Below are 21,279 nucleotides of genomic sequence, written 5' to 3' on the forward strand. Positions count from 1 at the left end.
AAGCGGCCGTCATTGATGGCGGCCGCGATTTCAACCGCCTCGTTGTGACGAATCAGTTATTCCTGGTGAAAAGCAGGGAAACGCTTGGCGGCGTGGTCGGTATGGCATGCAACACACGCGTTTAACATCTGCGAAAATATCTCGCGTTGCTCGGCTTTGTTCCCCACACGTGCCGCTTCGGCCAGCGTCGCGCTCATTTTATGAAGTGCTTCATCCTTTCTTAAAAACTCGTCTGACGCAGTGCTGATCAACGCTTGCTGCTGCTCTTCTGTCAGCTCTTGCGCAAGAATAAAGCTGTCGTGAATTTGCTGGGCCTCCCGAGCGACAACCTCATCTTCTCCCCTCACCATGGCGTCGGTAATGGTTTGCGTAGAACCTAGAATGGCTATCATTTCCTGTATCAAAAGTACGCGCACATCTATAGGGAGTTCAGAGCCTATATCTTCCTGTGCGCTAACAGTTGTGCTCAGAGAGCTTACGCAAAAAAAAATGAAGAACATTGATTTCTTCAGGCGTGATCGATTTATCATTATGTTAGGTCTCTTTGACATGGAACGGAGGATCAGATATTACTGCAATCACACCTTAGTCCCTGCTATCAGGCTCATCAAGCAGTCCTTTGTAGTGTCAGACCGCTTATTACTTAAATTAATCAGCACCCAAACAAAGAACCAAGCCCTCAATTATTGCCTGGACATAACGTACCAGAGGTACGATACTCCAGAATGCGCAACTCGCCACTAGAATCTTTATATGCCATCTGCGCTGGCATCACACCACAACCTATATTTCTCGAGGTGAGGTGTAGCACCTTCTCTACGTCAAGCTTCATTCCGTATTGGTAATGCTCTGTTACCGGTGGATTTTTACCAATTGACAAGGCATATTCGCGCCATTTCATCTCATTTTTTCTTATCATTTCACCATAAACAGGATCAATAATCCCCTCCGCCATCACTAGAGAAGAAAAAAACATAATAGAAATAGCGGCAATCTTATTTTTCATTCCTATGACCCCGTCACGTTTAAATTTAGTGGGATAAATGATGCCATACGAACCTGTCATTAGAATGAAAGACACATTACAAAATTGCAATCTTCCATATGCTTTGAATGTGCCAGCATCAATAAGTCGCAATTATTACATAATTGTAATTTAGCCGTCATCTTGCGTTCAGGTTTCTCAATTTATGATTAGTATGCCCGCCTGACCTATAGCCTAAGGTATATCTATGAAAACTATCGTCACTATTTTTACTCTCATTTTCGCTCTCAACTTCGCCGCTACGGTACATGCAGAGGATGGAAGCATGCGCTATAGGGAGATGGTGGAGAAACTGCGTGAACAAAATAAAGAGCGAAGAGAAGCAGAACAAGAACAAGAACAAGAACAAGAACAAGAGAATGAAAAACAGGTAAATCAGACTAAAAAACAAGAACCAGTCTCAACAAATGATAAAAAGTGACAAATACGCGCTGTACCACCCCGAGGATCTCAGCCCAGCCAGTGTTTTGTATTCACTAGCTGGGCGATTTTACGCTCAAACCCAGCCCCGTAACACGCCGATGCCTGGCTTGATCGCCTTTACGCTGATGGAAAAGCACATCATTACCCTCTTGGACAAATAAGCATTCCCATCAACTAATTCCCTGTCGGCGCCGAGATCCCGCACCGCTCCGCCACCTCTCGTGCGAGCACTGATGCTGCTGCCCGCCCAAAAATGACAAAATCGTAATTTAACGTTAACTTTACCGTCAGCCCTCGCGTGCATAATGGGTAATTACTGCGAAGCTCAGTGTGCCTACCCATAGCCGAGATGTAGCGAAGAATAAATGCGAGAAGCTATAGAAAACATGGAAATCAAAAGAAAACTCAAACTGTTAGATTGCGCGGCATGACTGAAACCATAACCAAGGTATACTGATGAGAGTCCTGATTATTGAAGACGAGGTTAAAACAGCGGAATATCTCTACCAAGGGCTAAGCGAAAGTGGCTACACCGTTGAAGTGGCCTTGAATGGTATTGACGGCCTTCACATATTTAAAAACCATGATTTCAACCTGGTTATTTTGGATGTCAATTTGCCCGGTGCAGATGGATGGTCTGTATTAAAAGAAATACGCCGAACAAGCGACGCCCGTGTGATGATGTTAACTGCTAGCGGAAGGCTTACAAGCAAAGTAAAAGGTCTCGACTTAGGTGCCGATGACTACCTTGTAAAGCCTTTCGAATTTCCAGAGCTACTTGCAAGAATTAGATCCCTCTTAAGAAGAAGTGAAAAAATAATTGAGAACGATGCTTTAATTGTTGCTGATCTGACGCTTGACCACATCGGCCATCGCGCATATCGAGCCGGTTCACGTATCGACCTGACTGGAAAGGAATTTTCTCTACTGCAACTGCTGATGCGTAACCCAGGCGTTGTTATGACCCGCACTCAAATAACATCCTTGGTCTGGGACATAAATTTTGATTGTGATACGAATGTGGTGGATGTATTCATTCGCAGGCTTCGTGCAAAAATTGATGAACCCTTCGATAAGAAGCTTATTCATACTTTACGTGGGGTTGGATATGTTCTTGAGGACAGAGGATGAGTAAGCCGCTCAGCCTGTCACTACGTATAGGGCTCTCCGTCAGTATAATGGGATCGGCATTAGTCGTTCTTATTTTCAGCCAGTCTTGGTTTACTTTACGCACTCAATTAGAAGTAATTGCCGAGTCCAAGCTGGCACAAAAACTTGGACAAATAGAGCACAGTGTATTAGAAGCTGGCCCAGCGTCGATCGATGAAATCGATCCACACATGGTGGATGACCTGATTTCTGGGCATACAGATATGAGTTTAATGGTCTGTAATGCTGAGCTGTCCGGTAGCCCGATATTTACTGTTGGTTTAATACCCGCAGCGATAGAAAACACTATATCATGCAACAAGAACTCAGATTTTTACCAAAAACACTTCGATAAATCCGGAGTAAACTCTTTAGTTGCACATACCAGCATACGAATTCCTGTAAGCGGAGAAGCAATACGGTTGATTCTAATCAGCGATCGTGCAGAAGATCTTTATTTGCTCGCTGCGTACCGAAAATCAACTTTAATAGCTATACCAATTTTCCTAATCATTATCGGGATGGGTGCATGGTGGATCGCGAAGCGCGGACTGGCTCCTCTAAACACATTTAGAAGCTTAACATCTGCTGTTACTACAAGTGAGCTAAAAGGAAGGATTGAATGCCAGGACCTCCCGTTCGAGCTTAACGAGCTTGCCGATAGCGTGAACCTCATGCTGGAGCGGCTCGAAGATGGAGTGAAGCAGCTAGCGGACTTTTCCGATAACTTAGCCCATGAGTTGCGTTCACCCATAACAAACCTCATGGGAAAAGCGCAAGTGGCACTATCGAAAAACAGAACCTCCGATCAGTATAAAGAAACACTAGAGTCTTGTGTTGAAGAGCTTGAACGTGTGTCTCGTATTGTCTCAGACATGCTTTATCTTGCACAAACAACTCAAGCAGATAGCGCTGCCTCTGAAAGCCTATCACTAAACAAAGAAGCCAACCACATTGTTAACCTATTCAACGCTATCGCGGAAGAAAAGAGAGTGAGACTGTCAGTGGTGGGAGACGATTTTATTCTGGGTGATAAGCTCATGATACAGAGAGCCATCTCCAACCTATTATCGAACGCTATAAGACACGCTCCCGTAGATAGTTCTGTACCTATAGAAATAATAAGCCAGAGCAACCAAGCATTTCTATCTATAAGCAACAGTGGCCCAGGCATACCCACTCAACACTTACACAAAATATTCGAACGTTTTTATCGTGTTGATAGCGGTCGCTCCCGTGCTGAAGGCGGAATAGGTCTTGGCTTGGCCATGGTTCGTACAATTATGGAGTTCCACCACGGGACTGTAACAGTTGAATCAGATATTCAGGGCCCTACAAAGTTTACATTAACGTTTCGGAAAATAAATCATGACTGACGCATCTGCCCAAGCTGCAATCTTTATGGATTGTTTTTGTACACTTATCCCGAGAAAGCGTCCGCCGAAATCATTATTATTATTTTGAATTAGAAAATTAAAACCTCTGTTTATTAGCTGAAGATATACTTGCATCCATATTTTATTTAATACTCGTTGGCTACACCACGAGCATCCTTCAACTACTAGCCTCGAGAGGCTCATATGTCTTTGATATTTAGCCGCCCCTTATTCTTGGTTGGCTTTACCGCAGCTGCGGCGTTTACATTGGCTCCTTCCGCTCTCGCAGAGCCAGCCCCTACTTATGAGGCCCTGCTTGAAAAACTTGACCAGAACCCTCTGTCAATTGAAAGCATGGCGGCTCATGAGGCTGCCGAGGGGCGGGCGCTTCAGGCACACGCTCGGCCAAATCCAACCATATCTCTGGAGGCCGAGAACGCCTATGGAAGCGGGCCTTTTAACGGGTACGATGCCGCCGACACTACCTTCTCGATCAGCCAACCATTGGAGCTATGGGGACAGCGGGGTGCTCGCATAGATGCGGCACAAGCCCAAGTTGAGGTGACAGGTATACGCCGAGACCAAATGCGCTGGGTTCTTTCCGCAAACCTAGCCCAGGCCTACGCAGAAGCTGAAGCTGCTTCGTTGCGTTACGACTTGGCTGCACAAGCTTTATCGTTGACCCAAGCAGATGCTGAGGCGGTATTAGCACTGATCGATAAAGGCAGAGAAGCCGCGCTACGAGGCGTTCAAGCCGAGAGCGAAGTGGAGGCTGCCCGCGCAAATGTGGACGTGGCACGCGCCAACCGTGAAGCGGCCTTCGGGCGCCTTTCGGCACTGTCAATGCTGGCCGAGCCGATCACCTCTATTGGCGACGACCTTTTAAATCGCGTTCCTCAGTCTATCACTTCGGAGCCCCGGGAGCTCCCCGCCGTAAAGGTTGCGAAAGCGGAGCTTGATGCAGCAGAACGTCAAGTCAATGTGGAGCGGCTTCGAGCCCGTCCGGACGTAACAGCCGCATTTGGTGTACGACGTTTTGAGGAGTATCGCGCTGAGGCACTCGCATTCGGAGTCAGTGTCACGCTCCCTTTGTTTGATAGAAATACTGGCGCTATTAGCGCAGCACGTGCCGAACAAAGGGCTGCGGAAGCAAGATTAACCAGCCAAGAATGGGCCGCCCAAGCCGAGCGCAGGGCGGCTCAATCTAGTCTGGATGCTTCCATCAGCCGAACCGCCGCTGCAGATGCTGGCGAAGTCGCAGCGGAAGAAGCATATCGACTGGCTCGCATTGGGTTCGATGCTGGACGTATATCACAACTGGAACTGAGAAGCTCCCGGGCGGCGCTTATCGCAGCAGGCAATAACGCCGTAGATGCGCGACTAGCGCGCGCGCTTGCAGAAATAGCTTTGGCACGACTGGTTGGTCGTGCCCCCTTTGTGGAAACATTCTAATGAAGAGTAATAAATTCTTTTTTATGCCCGCCCTCCTTGTTGCAGTGATAATCGGCTTTGGTCTTGCCCAAGTTTATCCTGGCGTTGATAAACCCTCAGCGTCACTCGCTCATGCAGGCATCGACGATGATGAGCACGGACATGACGATGAAGATGGCCATAGTGATAATGAGGATCACGTTGACGAACCCCTTGAAGGTGTTATCACCCTGACGGCAGGACAGATCAAGGCATCCGGTATCAATATCGTCGCGGTTGGCCGCGGTAGCGGTAATGAGATCCGTGTCGCCGGACGGATAGAATCCACCATGGGCGCCCGCACCGAGATCACCACCATGGTAGGCGGACGAATCGACAGCGTACTGATTGCTCCCGGTGAGAAGGTGCACGCAGGGCAGCCGATCGCTTTCGTAATTAGTGGCGAAGCGGCCCTTATGCGAGCAAACGCTGACGCCGCGTCCGCCGAAGCCGATGCGGCTCGCCTTGAATATCAGCGTGACCAGAATCTGGTCGAACAGGGTGTCGTTGCCCGACGAGAACTGGAAGCGTCTCGCGCTCGCTCGTTAGCCGCCGATGCGGCTTACAGGGCCGCGCGAGCCCAGACCAAGGCAATCGGCTCCCCCGATACCGAAGGACGAATTGCAATCAGCAGCCCGATAGCAGGCGTTGTGGGTGCAATCGAGGTAATGCCTGGTGGATTCGTCGCTTCAGGCGCAAGTATTGCTGATGTTTCCGATCCCAAGAAAACAGAAATTGTCTTTACTGCGCCACCGGCACTGTCTGCTCAAATCGAGCCAGGGAATAGTATTGAGGTGTCGGGGCCAACCGGCAACTTTGAAGCAGTGGCGATTGGCGTAGCGGCTAATTTCCGGCAGCAAGGTAGCGCCACACTCATTCGCGCACGCCCGGTTTCGGGCACTTTACCGCCCGCTGGTTCCCCCGTGTCAGGCATTATCGTGACCAATAGCTCCGAGGCTGGCCTGAGAGTTCCCGCTGACGCAGTACAAACAGTGGATGGTCGCTCAGTTGTCTTCGTCGCCATTGACGGTGGATTCAAAGCTATACCGGTGCTTGCCGGCCGTCGGACTGGCGGTAACATCGAGATTCTCAGTGGGCTGTCCGGTTCCGAGCGCATCGCCGGAGCCAACGCCTTTCTTCTTAAAGCAGAACTCGCCAAGGGCGAGGCTGAACACAGCCACTGAGGAAAACTCATCCAATGTTTAAGCTCATTATCGAAGCCTCAGTACGCTTCCGTTGGTTCATAGTGCTCGCCGCCACAGCGATGTGCGCTTATGGACTATTTGAATTAAAGCAATTGCCAATCGATGCTGTACCAGATATCACCAACCGACAGGTACAGATCAACACGGTGGCGCCAGCACTTGTACCTGACCAGATCGAACGTCAGGTAACTTACCCTCTGGAAACATCGTTAGCCGGAATCCCCGGTTTGACCAATACGCGTTCGATTTCGCGCAACGGCTTTTCGCAAATCACAGCCGTGTTCACTGACCAGACAGATATTTATTTTGCTCGTCAGCAAGTGGCGGAACGGATGCGCGAAGTGGAGGAAGACCTCCCTGAAGGTGCAGTACCGATGATGTCTCCGGTCACCACAGGGCTTGGTGAGGTTTTGATGTGGACGGTTGATTACGTTGCTTACGACGACGCTGGCCTCGGTGAACCTGGTCAGCCCGGATGGCAATCCGGTGAGGTTTATCTTACACCTGAAGGAGAATGGTTAACCACGCCCCAACAACGTGCGACTTATCTACGTACGGTTCAAGACTGGATCATCGCGCCACAAATGCGCTCCACACCCGGCTTAGCGGGCATCGACACGACCGGCGGTTATGTAAAAGAATATGCAGTGCGGCCCGATCCCGCACGTCTTGCTGCTTACGGATTGGGGCTGGGGGATCTGGTTCAAGCGCTGGAACGTACGAACGTTCAAGCCGGAGCGGGTTTCATAGAGCGTAGCGGGGAAGGCCTGGTCGTACGCGCCGATGCGCTTGCCGAGACAGTAGAGGATTTGGCGCAAGCCCCGGTGGCCAACCGTGCAGGCTTGGTCGTACGCGTTGCTGACGTGGCGACAGTTGAGATTGGACAGGCACCACGCTTGGGTGCCGCCACGCGCGACGGCCACGAAGCCGTGCTTGGCACCGCGTTAATGACCGCCGGAGGTAATAGCCGCACGGCTGCCCAAGCGGCGGCTACGCGCTTAGCTCAGGTCAGCAAGTCTCTGCCGCCAAGCATTGTCGTCGAGCCGGTGCTCGACCGCAGCGTTTTAGTCAACGCAACGATCGGTACCGTAGCCAGTAATCTAACAGAAGGTGCGTTGCTAGTGATCGTAGTGCTGTTCCTGTTGCTTGGGAATTTCCGAGCAGCAGCGATTACTGCTCTGGTGATCCCTCTTTCCTTTCTGTTTGCAGTTATCGGCATGAACCGGTTCGGTATCAGTGGTAACTTGATGAGCCTTGGTGCCCTTGACTTCGGCATTCTGGTCGATGGTGCAGTCATCGTAATCGAAGCGACCTTGTTGATGCTCAGTCAGCGACGCAAGGAATTGGGCCGCTCATTGACTGCTGGTGAGCGCTTAGGCGTAGCCGTGCAAGCCGCTCGTCGGATGGTAAAGCCTGCTGCATTTGGTCAGGTCATCATCCTACTGGTGTTCGCGCCGATCTTGACTCTGGAAGGCGTTGAAGGAAAAACCTTTCAACCCATGGCCGCCACCTTTATGTTGGCGCTTGCCGGTGCATTTATTCTTTCTTTCACATTAGTACCTGCTATGGCTGCCCTCTTCGTCCGCGAGCCCAAAATCGCTCTCGAAGCAACGGAAGGCGAGCATGAAACTCGCTTGATTCGCTACGCACGGCGCTTCATCGAGCCTGCAATATATGCAGCTGTCTCTCGACCCGTGCTTGTGCTTGGGTCGGCACTGCTGGCCTTAGCCGTCGGGGCAGGAGCATTCCAGTCTCTCGGGCGGGAATTTACACCGACTTTAGACGAAGGGGATATCGCCATGCAGGCTCTGCGGGTTCCATCCACTTCCTTGGACCAATCATTAACCATGCAGATGGCGCTCGAGCGAGCGATAATTGCCCAGCCTGAAGTGCGCACTATCTTTTCCCGCACCGGCACTGCGGAGGCGGCAGTAGACCCCATGCCACCCAATATCTCCGACGCTGTAATAATGCTCAAACCGAGAAGTGATTGGCCCGATCCATCACTGAACAAGGAGGATCTTATTACGCGCCTTGATAACATCGCTGGTGAACAAATCGGCAATGCCTTCGAGTTCAGCCAACCAATCGAGCTACGGTTCAACGAACTTATTTCAGGTGTGCGTACAGATCTAGCCGTGATGGTCTTTGGCGATAATTTTGACGTTTTGCAGGATGTAGCAGATCAGGTAGCGGGCCGTTTGCGTCAAGTAGATGGAGCAGCGGACGTACGCGTCGAACAGGTCTCAGGATTACCGAGTCTCACCGTGCAGATTGATCGATCAGCAGCAGCGGCTTATGGCCTTGCTGCCGCTGATATCAGCGAAGCAGTGGCCGTCGGAATTGGCGGTATGGCCGCAGGGCGCATTTTTGAAGGTGATAGACGCTTCGATGTGGTGGTTCGTCTCGATGAAGATTCCCGCAACGATCCGGTCAGTTTAGCCGCTTTGCCTATAACAACACCGGCAGGGGGCACCATCCCCCTATCTTCAGTCGCTCGTATCCAGATAAGCGAAGGTCTGAACCAGATTAGCCGTGAAAATGGCAGTCGCCGAATGGTGGTGCAAGCTAACGTTCGTGGTCGAGATCTAGGTGGTTTTGTAGCTGAAGCACAAACATCGGTAGCCAACGTCAATCTTCCACCTGGTATCTATCTCGATTGGGGCGGTCAGTTTGAGAATTTGCAGCGTGCCGAACAGCGGCTTATGGTGGTAGTCCCGTTTGTCTTCCTACTCATTGGCATTCTGCTATTTATGGCGTTGGGCAGTGCCAAGGAAGCGGCCATGGTGTTCGTCTGTGTTCCCTTGGCTTTAGTTGGGGGAGCGCTGGCATTGTTGGTCCGTGGAATGCCTTTTTCAGTATCCGCAGCGGTCGGTTTCATCGCGGTCTCTGGGGTCGCAACCCTTAACGGCTTGGTGCTAATGCAAGCCATCCGCGAACAACGGAATGCAGGTCAGTCGCCCCTCAAAGCGGCTGCAGCTGGTGCCGCCAGCCGCCTACGTGCCGTCCTGACTACTGCGCTGGTCGCGATTGTCGGCTTTATTCCGATGGCGATCGCTACCGGTGCTGGCGCAGAGGTGCAAAAGCCTCTTGCTACGGTTGTAATTGGTGGACTTATAACTGCCACGGCGCTCACTTTACTGGTGCTTCCTACTTTCGCCGCATTAGCGTTAAAGCCGAAGCACAGTAAGGTGTGAAGGCCAAGTTAAGCCAAACCATGCAAGCACCACAGCAAAAGGGTGGGAGATTTATGACGACAACAGTACGTATCGATTTATCTATCGTTCTGCCTGAAATACCGGATGCAGCAGATGCTTGCGTGGAGCGTCTTACGGATGGGTTGCGTGTCCAGAGAGGTGTCGAGGGTGTTCATATTCATGCGGACGGGGGAAATTCCTCGCACCAGTTATGCATCCATTACGACCCCGACACCCTGTCACTCGAGCGCATTGACGAGCTCGTCAATGCGGCTGGCGCAAGTCTTACATTGCAGTTTGGTCATCTTGTCTGGAGGGTCAAAGGTCTCGGCCATCCACGTCGGGCGCGTACAGTAACTGCCCAACTTCTGACACTGCCTGGTGTACTCGAAGCCGAAGCCAGCGATGCTGGTATGGTACGAGTAGAGTTCGATCGTACACAGACCAGCGAATCTGATATCCGTGAAACATTAACGAGGCTCCGTGTGCGCCGGGTACCCGAAGCGGATGAGCCAGCCCATCAACATGATAATGGTAACCATCAACATGGGGGAATCCTTGGTAAAAATACTGAACTGATCTTTGCTCTGATCTCTGGCAGTTTCCTGGCAGTCGGCTTCGCTATGGAGAAGCTACTGCCGTCTCCCAGTTGGCTGCCTTTGGCCTGCTATTTTGGTGGGTACTTTTTTGGTGGTTTCTACACCGTCCGAGAAGCAGTTCAGAACTTGAAACTTAAGCGCTTCGAAATTGATACGCTGATGTTGGTTGCGGCAGCTGGCGCTGCAGCATTGGGCGCTTGGGCCGAAGGCGCGTTACTCCTATTCCTATTTAGTCTTGGCCACTCCCTGGAGCACTACGCTATGGGGCGTGCCAAACGCGCAATTGAATCTTTAGCCCAACTTGCGCCAGAAACTGCTCGGGTTCGTCGAGAAGGCGAAATTCGGGAAATTAACGTGGAAGCGCTGACTCCTGGTGATGTAGTGCTTGTCCAACCAAATGAACGCTTGCCCGCTGACGGTTTCGTGATTGCTGGCGAAACAAGCATCAACCAAGCGCCCGTGACTGGTGAAAGCGTGCCTGTTGACAAGTACCCTGTTACCGACCCAGCACGAGCACAGGCCCGGCCTGATCTTCTTGACTCAGTGCATCGCGTATTTTCGGGCACCATCAACGGAACAGGTGCAATTGAGGTCCTCGTAACCAAGCGTGCGTCAGAGAGCGCTTTAGCTCGCGTAGTCAAGATGGTCAGCGAAGCCGAAACACGAAAATCACCAACGCAGCGGTTTACCGAACGGTTCGAACGTATCTTCGTACCAGCAGTATTGGCCACAGTTGTGCTGCTGCTATTCGCTTGGGTGGTGTTGGATGAGCCGTTCCGGGACAGCTTTTACCGAGCTATGGCGGTGTTAGTAGCAGCCAGCCCTTGTGCGCTCGCGATTGCGACGCCGAGTGCAATATTATCCGGCATCGCGCGAGCCGCGCGCAGTGGTGTTTTGTTCAAAGGGGGGGCCCCTTTAGAAATGCTCGGTTCGCTCGATGCGTTGGCTTTCGATAAGACTGGGACATTGACAGAAGGACGGCCTCGTATCACCGACATCGTCGCAGCACCCGGCGTTGAAGAAAACGAACTCATGGCGATAGCAGTCGCTGTTGAAGCTCTGAGCGATCATCCTTTAGCACGCGCTATCGCGCGCGATGGTGCGGATCACCTCGGTGAAATAGCGCCCCCCGTTGCAACCGGACTTCGCAGCCTTACCGGTTCAGGTGTGATCGCTCAAGTGGATGGCGAGACGGTAGAAATAGGCAAAGCAGAAATGTTCGGCAACGACGGTCGCCCGCCATTGGTAGCGCCGGTTGCGGCAACTGTCGAGCGGCTTCGCACCCAAGGACAAACCACCATGGTGGTTCGCCATGCAGGGCGGGATCTCGGTGTTATCGGCCTCATGGATACCCCGCGCGCATCAGCACGGCCTGCGCTTGAACGACTGCGCAGCATCGGCATCACTCGCATGATCATGATTTCAGGAGATAACCAACGTGTAGCCGATGCGGTAGCCAAGCAAGTTGGTTTGGACGAGGCATGGGGTGACCTCATGCCAGAAGACAAGGTCGCCGCAATCAACAAGCTGCGTGAAACCACCGAAGTCGCGATGGTTGGCGACGGGGTGAATGATGCCCCGGCAATGGCTCATGCTAGTGTTGGTATCGCTATGGGCGCAGCAGGCTCAGATGTGGCGTTGGAAACAGCCGACGTTGCATTGATGGCTGACAATCTTGCGCATTTGCCATTTGCTGTCGAACTCAGCCGACATACCCGCAAAGTTATTCGCCAAAATCTCTTCATCAGCCTTGGCGTCGTAACATTATTGGTCCCGGCAACTATCCTTGGACTGGGAATCGGTCCCGCAGTTATCGCGCACGAAGGATCGACGTTGGTAGTAGTGATCAATGCTCTTCGGCTGCTTGCCTATCGTGATAGATCAAATCAAGAATAGTCGATTCGTGCAGAGGTACTAAGAATATCCTGAGCCAACAGCTAGAAGTACCATCTCTGATGCCAACGCAATTGCCAAAGCTTAAAGCCGGCGTAGGCAAAACGGTAAATATACCGCAGCGTTATGGCAGTGTAGAGCAAGAAAAAGAGCACATTGAAAGGCGCCTTGATTATCTTCACCGGCGTACCGCTTGCGCTCACTGGCGGCGTGTTGTCCCTGTGGCTACGGGGCATGCCGCTGTCGATCTCGGCAGGTGTTGGCTTTATTGCGCTCTCCGGCGTGGCGGTTCTCAACGGTCTGGTGATGGTGGCCTTCATTCGCGATCTGTGGCGAGAACAGGGCGATCTGGTCACGGCGGTTGTGGAGGGTGCCTTGGTGCGTCTGCGTCCGGTCTTGATGACAGCGTTGGTGGCAAGTCTTGGTTTTGTACCAATGGCACTCAACACAGGCACCGGTGCCGAGGTCCAGCGACCGCTCGCTACAGTCGTGATTGGCGGGATCATTTCGTCGACACTGCTGACACTGTTCGTTTTGCCTATCCTGTACTCCATGTTTCACCGAAACGATCAAAACCACCGAGTTGAGGTTACGACATAACGTCGAAGTCGCCACGGCAAAAAAACAGGGCGCACCCACAAATGCGAAGCAGCCGATACAGATTGAAATTTCATTAGTGATAGGAGGCAACGTGGCACATCAACACCTACATAATGAACAGGCCGGTGATAAACGCATCTGGTGGGCAATAGCCGTCAATCTTGTCTTGACCGTTGCGCAAATAGCGGGGGGCATAGTTTCAGGGAGCCTCTCGCTGGTTGCCGATGCAATCCACAATCTGAGCGATGCCATCTCGATGGCCATCGCTTACGTTGCCAGGAGAATAGCTCGGCGCCCAGCCAACGAAGCGTGGACATTCGGATATGTTCGGGCAGAGATGATTGCAGCGCTTATAAACTACACCACCTTGATTGTGATCGGCTTGTATCTGGTTTACGAGGCAATCTTTCGCTTTTTCGAACCGCAGCCTGTTCAGGGGTGGACGGTGGTGATTATCGCAGCTGTTGCTTTAGTGGTTGACACGATAACGGCCATGCTGACCTATTCGCTGTCAAAGTCCAGCATGAACATTCGGGCGGCTTTTTTACACAACGTGTCAGATGCGTTGGGGTCCGTTGCGGTCATCATTGCAGGGACGGTGATAATTCTGTATGACTGGGTATTTGTAGATCCCCTGATAACGCTGATGATAGCTGGGTATATATTATGGCAAGCGTTCCCGGAAATCGGTGGTGCCATACGCATACTCATGTCTGCCACCCCAAGGAATATAGATCCTCAAGAAATAATATCAAAATCATCAGCTATTACAGGCGTTATTGGCATTCACCATCTGCACATATGGCCCATAGATGAGCACCGGGTATCGCTTGAGGCCCATGTCGTGATTGAAGACCATCTAATGAACCAAAGTGAAGAGATCAAAAATGATCTGAAAAACATGCTAGATAAAGAGTTTCTCATTAACCATAGCACCTTGGAAGTGGAATCCCGCTCAAATGAGTGTGGTGATGGAAAAATATATGGGCATTGAAAGAAATGGCGAATGGAAAAGCCCACTCCAGTTTCCGCATATTTCACAACATCAGCTATCAGCCATTAAAAAATGTAGCAGCCATCACTGCTATTCTAGTAGAGTCACACAGGTATGTTTATTCTTCTAACTGGAGCCCCTATGCATAACTCAATGCTTGCTGAATATCGTGATATCGAACGTCGAATCGAAGAAGAGCAGACAAGACTCAAAAGTCTGCTTGAAGACGAAATTTTAAAAAAAAGAACTAGAATTTGAAGAGAAATTTCAGCAACTAATGCAGGATTACGGTCTTGACCTCCGGGTTGCTTTGAGAATCATCAACCCTGATGCTAGAACCAAAAACGCAGCGGAAGTCCGTAGACCTGCTCAAAGGGTACGTCGTAAGCTGAAGGTATACACTAAATACTTGATCACTGCGCTCATGGTGATTCTGGTGTCTGAAGCGGCAAAGTACAGTGATCGTATCGGTGGTCTAATCGCAGCGCTTCCAATGGTTACTGTGCTGACCTTGATTTGGCTGCATGTTGAGCAGCAGCCAGACCAGAAAATTGCCAATCATGCATGGTACACCTTCTGGTATGTAATCCCGACGCTGCCAGCGATGCTTGTTTTTCCCGCTCTCATGTCACGATTCGGCTTCTGGCTGGCCCTCATGGGTTATGTATTAGCAACGTGCGTATGCTTCATCGTGTTTACGTTTGTGGCACGACGCTTTGGATTAGAGCTGCTTTGATAGATCAATAGGTAGTCTGGTGAGCGGCGGCCGTAATAGCTGAGTACAACACCTTGCCGGGGGCAGAGGCACTCAGCTATTGCGGCCGCCAAGCTATAAGCATGAAAATGCGCTGTCAATACATGGTCGTCACGGCAACTGCGTGTCCAAACCAGGTCGCATAAATAAAAAAATGTAAATCACCCTCCCTGCCCTGGGCACTTCGTGCCAGAGGCTCGATACTCAAGTATATTTAGATTCCCGTTGGAATCTTTGTACGTCATCTGGGCAGGCATTACACCGCAGCCAATGCGTGTTGATGTAATATGTATGACACGCTCAATATCTACATCCATCCCATAGCGGTAATGCACGGTTTCAGGCGGATTTTTATCAATCGATAGTGCGTACTCTCTCCATCTCTTTTCGTTTTCCTGAATCATAGATCCATAAACTTTATCAGCACTACCCTCTGCCATGGCAAATGAGGAAATCAGCATAATAGAAACCATTGCAACTCTTGTTTGAATACTCATTTTTTCCTGCCTTTAGAATTACCCAAAGCACATGATGGCACACCGTTTCTGTCACCAAAGTGAAACGGACATTACATTGAGGTAATACAAGGTAGGATCGTTGATCTATTTCAGCATGACATCTTTGTAATCGCAGCGTCACCAGCCGGACAGGTGACGCCATGTACCATACTAACGAGTCTCCAAAAATCCATTTCAGATGAGAGGTATAGCCATGAGGACCCTAGCAACGATTTTCATGTTTTTATTTGCGCTGAACGTTACTGCGGTAGTCCATGCAGAAGATGGGAGCATGCGTTACCGGCAGATGGTAGAGAACCTGCGTGAACAAAACAAAGAGCGCAGAGAAGCCCGTGAGCAAATGACACAAGAGGATAAGCAAAAAAACAGCAAGAACGATAATGGAGGCACTCTGGCCACGCCAGATAATCGCTAAAAGAGCTTATACGCTCAAGTATGCTTGAGAAGCAGAGCATTGTAATCGCACCTAGCGACGCTGGAGGAATTTACCTGAACAACACCGCATGGGAACTGAATTGTAATTCCGATTAATTCTCGGGCCAAAAACCCAACCATTATTTTTATAGCCGCATCATCGCCCTGCATTTGGAGCGATGATGCGGTAACGGCGATAGACAGGCCTCCTGCGAGAGCTGGGTCTACTAGGTACGATGTATCGCTATCCACCCGGCGAATCCGTACTGCTGCTTTGGCAGCCACACTTGATGATCGATTTTCTGTGATCATCTTCTTTACGTTGCACACTCTTTTGTCACATTACGACTCTGACCCATTTGTCATTTTCAGAAGACGACTGCACCAATCAACGAGACATGAAGCCTGCTGTGCATACGGCTCCTGACAGCCCGATATCAGGACTCCTCTGCACGAAACTCGTCTATGCTCAATACTCGTGTGCACCAAAGCGAGGCGAGCATGGCGACCGATACCGTACCGATTGCCGAGCGCGGCGTAGCCACCCTGTCAGAACAGGCATGGGAGCGTGCTCGCTGCCGCGCGGAGATCATTGGGCCGTTGGCGCAGTCGGAGACGGTCGGGCATGAAGCGGCCGACGCAGCAGCCCAGGCGCTGGGTCTGTCCCGGCGGCAGGTCTACGTCCTGATCCGCCGTGCCCGGCAAGGTTCGGGGCTGGTCACTGATTTGGCTCTTGGACAGTCGAGCGGTGGCAAAGGTAAAGGCCGCTTGCCGGAGTCGGTCGAACGAATCATCCGCGAGCTACTGCAAAGTTTGTCTCAATTTGACGGCGGCGAACCGCAAGCGTTCGGTTCGCCACTCGTTTCGGTCGCAGTGCTGGCCCGCGCCTGGAAACGTTGATAACACTCCAGCCCGCAGAAGTGCTCGACGTACTCCGCGCCTTCCGGTGTGAAGGCGGCATCGAGCGGAATTTCCTTGCAGCACACGCAGCAACTGGTGGCGGTCGGATCATTTGCATTCATGGTGGCACCCCTCCATTGACTGACGAAGACGGCGAATGCCGCCGCCGGCATCGGCTTTGCGAACAGAAAGCCTTGCCCGCGCTCGAACGCTTGGGCCCTCCGCCGTAGTCCATCCATCCGGCCGGGAAGCGCTCATGATCTTTCCCTGAATGCCCGCAACGCCCGCGCCAGTGACAGAAGAAACAGGCCGGTCAAACCGAGCGCCGTGATGACCCAATACTCGACAAGGAATGCACCGGCGGTTGTGCCGGCCAGCACGGCAGCGAGGATGGACAGGTGGCAGGGGCAAGTCAGCACGGCCAGCGTGCCCCACAGGTAGCCGGTGAACGGTTTGTGCGTCTCGGCCGGCATGCGCTCGGGGCTGTTCATGGCAAACTCTCCGCATGCTGTGCCGGCGCGGTCGGCATGGCGGCCAACTGCACTTCCAGATTGGCCAACGCTTCGCGCCGGCGTTCGACGAACTGACGCAGCACAGCAAGCTGCGCGGCAGTTTCATCGCAGTTCGCCGCATCCAGCGCCCGGCACAGCCGCGCCAATGCGCCGAGGCCGATGCCCGCCTCGAAGGCGGCCCGCACGAAGCACAGTCGCTGCAAGGCGGCGTCATCGAACAGGCCGTAGCCACCCGTGGTGCAGGCGACTGGCCGCAGCAATCCACGCAGCAGGTAATCGCGCACGATATGCACACTCACCCCGGCATCAAAGGCCAACCGGGACACCGTGTAGGCGTTCATCGAACACCTCCTTTTCCTCATCCGGCACAACACGAAAGCTGCTTCACGTCCTTGCTGAAGGTCTGCGCCGCGAGCTTCAACCCCTCGACCATCGTCAGGTAGGGGAACAACTGGTCGGCCAGTTCCTGCACCGTCATGCGGTTGCGAATGGCGAGAACAGCCGTCTGGATCAATTCGCCGGCTTCCGGGGCGACGACCTGCACGCCGATGAGCCGTCCGCTACCTTCCTCGATGACCAGCTTGATAAAGCCGCGTGTGTCGAAGTTGGCAAGCGCACGCGGCACGTTGTCGAGCGTGAGCGTGCGACTGTCGGTTTCGATCCCGTCGTGATGCGCTTCCGCTTCGCTGTAGCCCACGGTTGCTACTTGCGGATCGGTGAACACCACGGCCGGCATCGCGGTTAGATTGATGGCAGCATCCCCTCCGGTCATGTTGATCGCGGCACGGGTGCCGGCCGCTGCCGCCACATAGACGAATTGTGGCTGGTCCGTGCAGTCGCCGGCCGCGTAAATGTGTGGCGTGCTGGTGCGCATGCCCTTGTCGATGACGATGGCACCCTGCGCATTGACGGTGACTCCCGCCGCGTCGAGTGCCAGGCTGCGCGTGTTCGGTGTCCGTCCGGTAGCGACCAGCAGCTTGTCGGCACGTACTTCACCGTGTCCCGTGGTCAGCACGAATTCGCCGTTCACATGCGCGACCTGGCTGGCTTGCGTGTGTTCCAGTACCTTGATCCCTTCGGCACGGAAGGCCGCTGTGACGGCCTCGCCGATGGACGGGTCGTCGCGGAAGAACAGCGTGTTGCGAGCTAGGATCGTGACCTGGCTGCCCAGCCGGGCGAAGGCTTGCGCCAGTTCCAGCGCGACCACCGACGAGCCGATCACGGCTAGGCGTTCGGGAAGGGTGTCGCTGACCAGGGCCTCGGTCGAAGTCCAGTAGGGTGACTCTTTCAGGCCCGGAATCGGCGGCACGGCCGGGCTGGCACCCGTGGCGACTAAGCAGCGGTCGAAAGCTACCACGCGCTCGCCACCATCGTTTAAACGGACGACCAGGCTCTGCTCATCCTTGAAACGCGCCTCACCATGTACAACGGTGATGGCCGGGTTGCCGTCCAGAATGCCTTCGTACTTGGCATGGCGCAGTTCTTCGACGCGCGCCTGCTGCTGGGCCAGTAGTTTGCTGCGGTCAATCGCAGGCACAGTCGCCGCGATACCGCCGTCGAACGGACTTTCCCGACGTAAATGGGCGATGTGGGCGGCGCGAATCATGATCTTGGACGGCACGCAGCCGACGTTGACGCAGGTGCCGCCGATGGTGCCGCGCTCGATCAGCGAGACGTGCGCGCCTTGCTCGACGGCCTTCAGTGCTGCCGCCATTGCCGCGCCACCGCTACCAATGACGACGACCTGCAACGGGCGTTCGTTGCCACTGGGCTTATCAGCGGCCCCTATCCAGCCGCGCATCTTGTCGAGCAGGCCGGCGCGGTTGTCCGTCGGTGGCGCATCGGCAAGCGTTGCCTCGTAGCCCAGTCCGGCCACGGCGGTAGTCAGCGCATCCGATGACGTGCCCGCCTCAATGGCGAGTTGCGCTGTGCCCTTCGGATAGGACACCAGCGCCGATTGCACGCCGGGCACTTTCTCCAAGGCTTCCTTGACGTGAGCCGCGCACGAGTCGCAGGTCATCCCGGTGATTTTCAGGGTGGTCATGTATTTTTCCTTTTCTGTGGTGGCTACGGCTGTTGCCGTCAGCCACGTTGTTCTGGCAATTCACAGCTGTCCGGCCCGCAGCGGCGATGTGCTGGCGAGATGAAATCCCAGACCGACACCCCAACCATCAAGGCCAGGCCGACATAGAGCAGTCCACCGCTCTGCCAGCCGTAAGCCCGCATTAAAAACACCGCTGCCAGCACCAAGATCGGGCCTATCGTGCCGAGCGCCGTGCGTCGCCACTGTCGATGATTGAGCCAAGCGATAGCATTGGCGAGTAACGCGATGCCGGCGAACATCGGCAGCAGGATGCCAATGAATAGCCCCTCATACTGGCTCAAGAAGCCCAGTCCGATGGCCGCGCCAAAGCTGGCGATGGCAGGAAAACAGGCGGCGCAGCCCATCGCGGAAACGACGCTGCCGAGCGCGCCGGTTTTGCCAGCGATGCGCGTGATGAGTCCCATGTGTCGCTCCCGAGTTCGGTTAACGGATCAGCGTTTGAGGCTGGACGGATAGCCCGCGTCCTCGGTCGCCTTGGTCAACTTCTGGACGTTGGTCTTGGCATCGTCGAAGGTGACGACGGCCTGGCGCTTGTCGAAACTTACGTCGGTCTTGCTCACGCCCTCAACCTTGGAAAGCGCGTGCTTGACAGTGATCGGGCAAGAGGCGCAGGTCATGCCAGGCACGGACAGCGTGACGGTCTGAGTGGCGGCGAACACGGGGGCAACGAAAGCGGCGAGAGCGAGGGAGGCAAACAGCTTTTTCATGATGAACTCCTGATTAGTAGAAAAATGGCATGACGTAGGGAAAACCAAGCGCGACCAAGACCAACACGGCGACGAACCAGAAAATGAGCTTGTAGGTGGTGCGCACTTGCGGAATCGCGCACACCTCGCCCGGCTTGCAGGCTGCGGTCGGTCGGACGATGCGCCGCCAGGCAAAGAACAGTGCAACCAGCGCCGCGCCGATGAAGATCGGCCGATACGGCTCCAATACCGTCAGGTTGCCGATCCAAGCGCCGCTGAACCCCAAGGTGACCAGAACCAGCGGCCCCAGGCAGCAGGCCGAGGCGAGGATGGCAGCCAGCCCGCCGGCGAAGAGCGCCCCGCGCCCGTTTTGTGGTTCAGACATGCGCGTGTCCTTTCGAATTTAAATTGGATAGCGTAACCTTACTTCCGTAGTCATGTACGGAGTCAAGCAATATGGAAAACAATTTGGAAAATCTGACCATCGGCGTTTTCGCCAAGGCGGCCGGGGTCAACGTAGAGACCATCCGGTTCTATCAGCGCAAGGGCTTGTTGCCGGAGCCGGACAAGCCTTACGGCAGCATCCGCCGCTATGGCGAGGCGGATGTAACGCGGGTGCGGTTCGTGAAATCAGCCCAGCGGCTGGGCTTCAGTCTGGATGAAATAGCCGAACTGCTGCGGCTGGAGGATGGCACCCATTGCGAGGAAGCCAGTAGTCTGGCCGAGCACAAGCTCAAGGACGTGCGCGAAAAAATGACTGACTTGGCGCGTATGGAGTCGGTGCTTTCCGAACTTGTGTGTGCCTGCCACCTGCGGCAGGGGAATGTTTCTTGCCCGCTGATTGCTTCACTGCAAGGGAAGAAAGAACCGCGCAGTACCGACGCGGTGTAGCCAAGGGAACTACGCCTAAGCGTGCTTTATTTTCCGTTTTCTGAGGTGACGTCAACCGTCAGAAAAAACCGTGCGGCCGACTTTTGATAATTCGTGCTATCGCCTTCTGAAAATGACACCATTCTTGCGGTCATTTATTACCAAGCCTAGCCAATTGAGATGTTTAAACTCAACATGGCCAACATAGATCGACATATCCGTTGTTGGCCAGGCAAAAACTTTACAGACACCATGGGTATGGTCAATTTGGCCAGGCATGGAAGGCTAGTTATGATCGACAGCAATCGGCAAAAGCAGCCATTGAGCGTCGACAAACTAACGGCCGATTCAAGATCGCGTCTGAACTACTCTCTTCGTAAAGAACAACCTGGCCGATAAAGCTGAAAAGCTGAAAAGCTGAACCAAAGCTGTCGTGGAGCACCTTGTACTGTGAGGAAGGGGTAGGCCGTACTGTTGGAGCAGTTCGAAGAAAGGGTAAGCGGATTAAATGGTTGATCTTACCTTTGCATGAGAGTGAGACAGACCGGCATCTCATCGGATTATCTGGTT

22 protein-coding genes and 1 pseudogene are annotated in these 21,279 nt (G+C 53.2%); 13 read left to right on the forward strand and 10 right to left on the reverse strand.

From position 1 onward, the window contains the following. Positions 1-56: 56 nt before the first annotated feature. Positions 57-500: a cytochrome c gene (locus H6X51_RS14785; protein WP_036988916.1), complete on the reverse strand. Its 444-nt coding sequence runs from the start codon at positions 498-500 to the stop codon at positions 57-59. Positions 501-679: 179 nt separating this feature from the next. Next, the gene (locus tag H6X51_RS14790; protein ID WP_036990110.1) at positions 680-1,006 is read right to left on the reverse strand and encodes a DUF2790 domain-containing protein; all 327 of its coding nucleotides are present in this window, start codon (positions 1,004-1,006) and stop codon (positions 680-682) included. Positions 1,007-1,232: 226 nt separating this feature from the next. On the opposite strand from H6X51_RS14790, the gene H6X51_RS14795 reads away from it, so the two are divergent. The 10 genes and pseudogenes from H6X51_RS14795 (at position 1,233) to H6X51_RS14840 (ending at position 14,687) form a co-directional block, all read left to right on the forward strand. Continuing rightward, positions 1,233-1,466 (forward strand): hypothetical protein, encoded by a 234-nt coding sequence (locus tag H6X51_RS14795; RefSeq protein ID WP_185268253.1) that lies wholly within the window; start codon positions 1,233-1,235, stop codon positions 1,464-1,466. Positions 1,467-1,924: 458 nt separating this feature from the next. Beyond that, complete coding sequence (locus tag H6X51_RS14800) at positions 1,925-2,599, forward strand: heavy metal response regulator transcription factor (RefSeq protein WP_036988912.1); 675 nt, start codon at positions 1,925-1,927, stop codon at positions 2,597-2,599. After that, positions 2,596-3,993: a heavy metal sensor histidine kinase gene (locus H6X51_RS14805; protein ID WP_074777393.1), complete on the forward strand. Its 1,398-nt coding sequence runs from the start codon at positions 2,596-2,598 to the stop codon at positions 3,991-3,993. The genes H6X51_RS14800 and H6X51_RS14805 overlap by 4 nt, the downstream gene beginning before the upstream one ends. Before the next feature lie 204 nt (positions 3,994-4,197). Then, the gene (locus tag H6X51_RS14810; protein ID WP_074777391.1) at positions 4,198-5,445 is read left to right on the forward strand and encodes a TolC family protein; all 1,248 of its coding nucleotides are present in this window, start codon (positions 4,198-4,200) and stop codon (positions 5,443-5,445) included. Beyond that, on the forward strand, positions 5,445-6,647 hold the full coding sequence (locus tag H6X51_RS14815) for an efflux RND transporter periplasmic adaptor subunit (RefSeq protein ID WP_036988910.1): 1,203 nt from the start codon (positions 5,445-5,447) through the stop codon (positions 6,645-6,647). Before H6X51_RS14810 ends, H6X51_RS14815 begins: the two co-directional genes overlap by 1 nt. A 14-nt stretch (positions 6,648-6,661) precedes the next feature. Then, positions 6,662-9,865 carry an efflux RND transporter permease subunit gene (locus H6X51_RS14820; protein ID WP_036988909.1) on the forward strand — a complete coding sequence of 1,068 codons (3,204 nt, stop codon included), beginning with the start codon at positions 6,662-6,664 and terminating at the stop codon, positions 9,863-9,865. A gap of 53 nt (positions 9,866-9,918) precedes the next feature. Beyond that, entirely contained in the window at positions 9,919-12,360 is a 2,442-nt protein-coding gene (locus tag H6X51_RS14825) for a heavy metal translocating P-type ATPase (RefSeq protein WP_036988907.1), read from the forward strand. Between the two features lie 147 nt (positions 12,361-12,507). After that, positions 12,508-12,957, forward strand: a pseudogene (locus H6X51_RS14830) (efflux RND transporter permease subunit); the annotation flags it as partial. Between the two features lie 91 nt (positions 12,958-13,048). After that, positions 13,049-13,951, forward strand: coding sequence for a cation diffusion facilitator family transporter (locus H6X51_RS14835; RefSeq protein ID WP_074777389.1), 903 nt, complete (start codon positions 13,049-13,051; stop codon positions 13,949-13,951). A gap of 388 nt (positions 13,952-14,339) precedes the next feature. Next, entirely contained in the window at positions 14,340-14,687 is a 348-nt protein-coding gene (locus H6X51_RS14840; RefSeq protein WP_036990107.1) for a DUF3147 family protein, read from the forward strand. 179 nt (positions 14,688-14,866) lie between these two features. Here the strand turns inward: H6X51_RS14840 and H6X51_RS14845 are convergent, their stop codons facing one another. Then, positions 14,867-15,202, reverse strand: coding sequence for a DUF2790 domain-containing protein (locus H6X51_RS14845; protein ID WP_074777387.1), 336 nt, complete (start codon positions 15,200-15,202; stop codon positions 14,867-14,869). A gap of 214 nt (positions 15,203-15,416) precedes the next feature. Here H6X51_RS14845 and H6X51_RS14850 point away from each other — a divergent pair, with 214 nt between their 5' ends. Continuing rightward, positions 15,417-15,638, forward strand: coding sequence for a hypothetical protein (locus tag H6X51_RS14850; protein ID WP_074777385.1), 222 nt, complete (start codon positions 15,417-15,419; stop codon positions 15,636-15,638). 500 nt (positions 15,639-16,138) lie between these two features. Continuing rightward, positions 16,139-16,537: a hypothetical protein gene (locus H6X51_RS14855; RefSeq protein ID WP_456237521.1), complete on the forward strand. Its 399-nt coding sequence runs from the start codon at positions 16,139-16,141 to the stop codon at positions 16,535-16,537. Here the strand turns inward: H6X51_RS14855 and H6X51_RS20125 are convergent. Genes H6X51_RS20125 through merT form a run of 7 tightly spaced genes read right to left on the reverse strand, consistent with a single transcriptional unit; the run spans position 16,456 to position 20,224 of the window. Next, positions 16,456-16,776, reverse strand: a complete 321-nt coding sequence (locus tag H6X51_RS20125; RefSeq protein WP_010981356.1) for a DUF3330 domain-containing protein — start codon at positions 16,774-16,776, stop codon at positions 16,456-16,458. The genes H6X51_RS14855 and H6X51_RS20125 overlap by 82 nt on opposite strands. Before the next feature lie 15 nt (positions 16,777-16,791). Continuing rightward, positions 16,792-17,028 (reverse strand): broad-spectrum mercury transporter MerE, encoded by a 237-nt coding sequence (gene merE, locus H6X51_RS14865; protein WP_005413392.1) that lies wholly within the window; start codon positions 17,026-17,028, stop codon positions 16,792-16,794. Then, positions 17,025-17,390, reverse strand: coding sequence for a mercury resistance co-regulator MerD (gene merD / locus H6X51_RS14870; RefSeq protein ID WP_005798827.1), 366 nt, complete (start codon positions 17,388-17,390; stop codon positions 17,025-17,027). The genes merE and merD overlap by 4 nt, the downstream gene beginning before the upstream one ends. Before the next feature lie 17 nt (positions 17,391-17,407). Further along, on the reverse strand, positions 17,408-19,093 hold the full coding sequence (merA, locus tag H6X51_RS14875) for a mercury(II) reductase (protein ID WP_005798829.1): 1,686 nt from the start codon (positions 19,091-19,093) through the stop codon (positions 17,408-17,410). Positions 19,094-19,131: 38 nt separating this feature from the next. Continuing rightward, positions 19,132-19,557, reverse strand: a complete 426-nt coding sequence (merC, locus tag H6X51_RS14880) for an organomercurial transporter MerC (protein WP_000522996.1) — start codon at positions 19,555-19,557, stop codon at positions 19,132-19,134. Between the two features lie 27 nt (positions 19,558-19,584). After that, positions 19,585-19,860, reverse strand: a complete 276-nt coding sequence (gene merP, locus H6X51_RS14885) for a mercury resistance system periplasmic binding protein MerP (protein ID WP_004178136.1) — start codon at positions 19,858-19,860, stop codon at positions 19,585-19,587. A gap of 13 nt (positions 19,861-19,873) precedes the next feature. Continuing rightward, complete coding sequence (gene merT, locus H6X51_RS14890; RefSeq protein ID WP_005798838.1) at positions 19,874-20,224, reverse strand: mercuric ion transporter MerT; 351 nt, start codon at positions 20,222-20,224, stop codon at positions 19,874-19,876. 71 nt (positions 20,225-20,295) lie between these two features. On the opposite strand from merT, the gene merR reads away from it, so the two are divergent. Next, positions 20,296-20,730, forward strand: a complete 435-nt coding sequence (merR, locus tag H6X51_RS14895; protein WP_005798840.1) for an Hg(II)-responsive transcriptional regulator — start codon at positions 20,296-20,298, stop codon at positions 20,728-20,730. Positions 20,731-21,279 lie beyond the last annotated feature (549 nt).

This window comes from Halopseudomonas xiamenensis (assembly GCF_014219065.1).
GTDB lineage: Bacteria > Pseudomonadota > Gammaproteobacteria > Pseudomonadales > Pseudomonadaceae > Halopseudomonas > Halopseudomonas xiamenensis.

What these genes read in the sequence shown, in the direction of transcription:
- H6X51_RS14785 (WP_036988916.1), bottom strand. Translation starts at nt 500, where the DNA reads ATGTTCTTCATTTTTTTTTGCGTAAGCTCTCTGAGCACAACTGTTAGC.
- H6X51_RS14790 (WP_036990110.1), bottom strand. Translation starts at nt 1,006, where the DNA reads ATGAAAAATAAGATTGCCGCTATTTCTATTATGTTTTTTTCTTCTCTA.
- H6X51_RS14795 (WP_185268253.1), top strand. Translation starts at nt 1,233, where the DNA reads ATGAAAACTATCGTCACTATTTTTACTCTCATTTTCGCTCTCAACTTC.
- H6X51_RS14800 (WP_036988912.1), top strand. Translation starts at nt 1,925, where the DNA reads ATGAGAGTCCTGATTATTGAAGACGAGGTTAAAACAGCGGAATATCTC.
- H6X51_RS14805 (WP_074777393.1), top strand. Translation starts at nt 2,596, where the DNA reads ATGAGTAAGCCGCTCAGCCTGTCACTACGTATAGGGCTCTCCGTCAGT.
- H6X51_RS14810 (WP_074777391.1), top strand. Translation starts at nt 4,198, where the DNA reads ATGTCTTTGATATTTAGCCGCCCCTTATTCTTGGTTGGCTTTACCGCA.
- H6X51_RS14815 (WP_036988910.1), top strand. Translation starts at nt 5,445, where the DNA reads ATGAAGAGTAATAAATTCTTTTTTATGCCCGCCCTCCTTGTTGCAGTG.
- H6X51_RS14820 (WP_036988909.1), top strand. Translation starts at nt 6,662, where the DNA reads ATGTTTAAGCTCATTATCGAAGCCTCAGTACGCTTCCGTTGGTTCATA.
- H6X51_RS14825 (WP_036988907.1), top strand. Translation starts at nt 9,919, where the DNA reads ATGACGACAACAGTACGTATCGATTTATCTATCGTTCTGCCTGAAATA.
- H6X51_RS14845 (WP_074777387.1), bottom strand. Translation starts at nt 15,202, where the DNA reads ATGAGTATTCAAACAAGAGTTGCAATGGTTTCTATTATGCTGATTTCC.
- H6X51_RS14850 (WP_074777385.1), top strand. Translation starts at nt 15,417, where the DNA reads ATGAGGACCCTAGCAACGATTTTCATGTTTTTATTTGCGCTGAACGTT.
- H6X51_RS14855 (WP_456237521.1), top strand. Translation starts at nt 16,139, where the DNA reads ATGGCGACCGATACCGTACCGATTGCCGAGCGCGGCGTAGCCACCCTG.
- H6X51_RS20125 (WP_010981356.1), bottom strand. Translation starts at nt 16,776, where the DNA reads ATGGATGGACTACGGCGGAGGGCCCAAGCGTTCGAGCGCGGGCAAGGC.
- merE (WP_005413392.1), bottom strand. Translation starts at nt 17,028, where the DNA reads ATGAACAGCCCCGAGCGCATGCCGGCCGAGACGCACAAACCGTTCACC.
- merD (WP_005798827.1), bottom strand. Translation starts at nt 17,390, where the DNA reads ATGAACGCCTACACGGTGTCCCGGTTGGCCTTTGATGCCGGGGTGAGT.
- merA (WP_005798829.1), bottom strand. Translation starts at nt 19,093, where the DNA reads ATGACCACCCTGAAAATCACCGGGATGACCTGCGACTCGTGCGCGGCT.
- merC (WP_000522996.1), bottom strand. Translation starts at nt 19,557, where the DNA reads ATGGGACTCATCACGCGCATCGCTGGCAAAACCGGCGCGCTCGGCAGC.
- merP (WP_004178136.1), bottom strand. Translation starts at nt 19,860, where the DNA reads ATGAAAAAGCTGTTTGCCTCCCTCGCTCTCGCCGCTTTCGTTGCCCCC.
- merT (WP_005798838.1), bottom strand. Translation starts at nt 20,224, where the DNA reads ATGTCTGAACCACAAAACGGGCGCGGGGCGCTCTTCGCCGGCGGGCTG.
- merR (WP_005798840.1), top strand. Translation starts at nt 20,296, where the DNA reads ATGGAAAACAATTTGGAAAATCTGACCATCGGCGTTTTCGCCAAGGCG.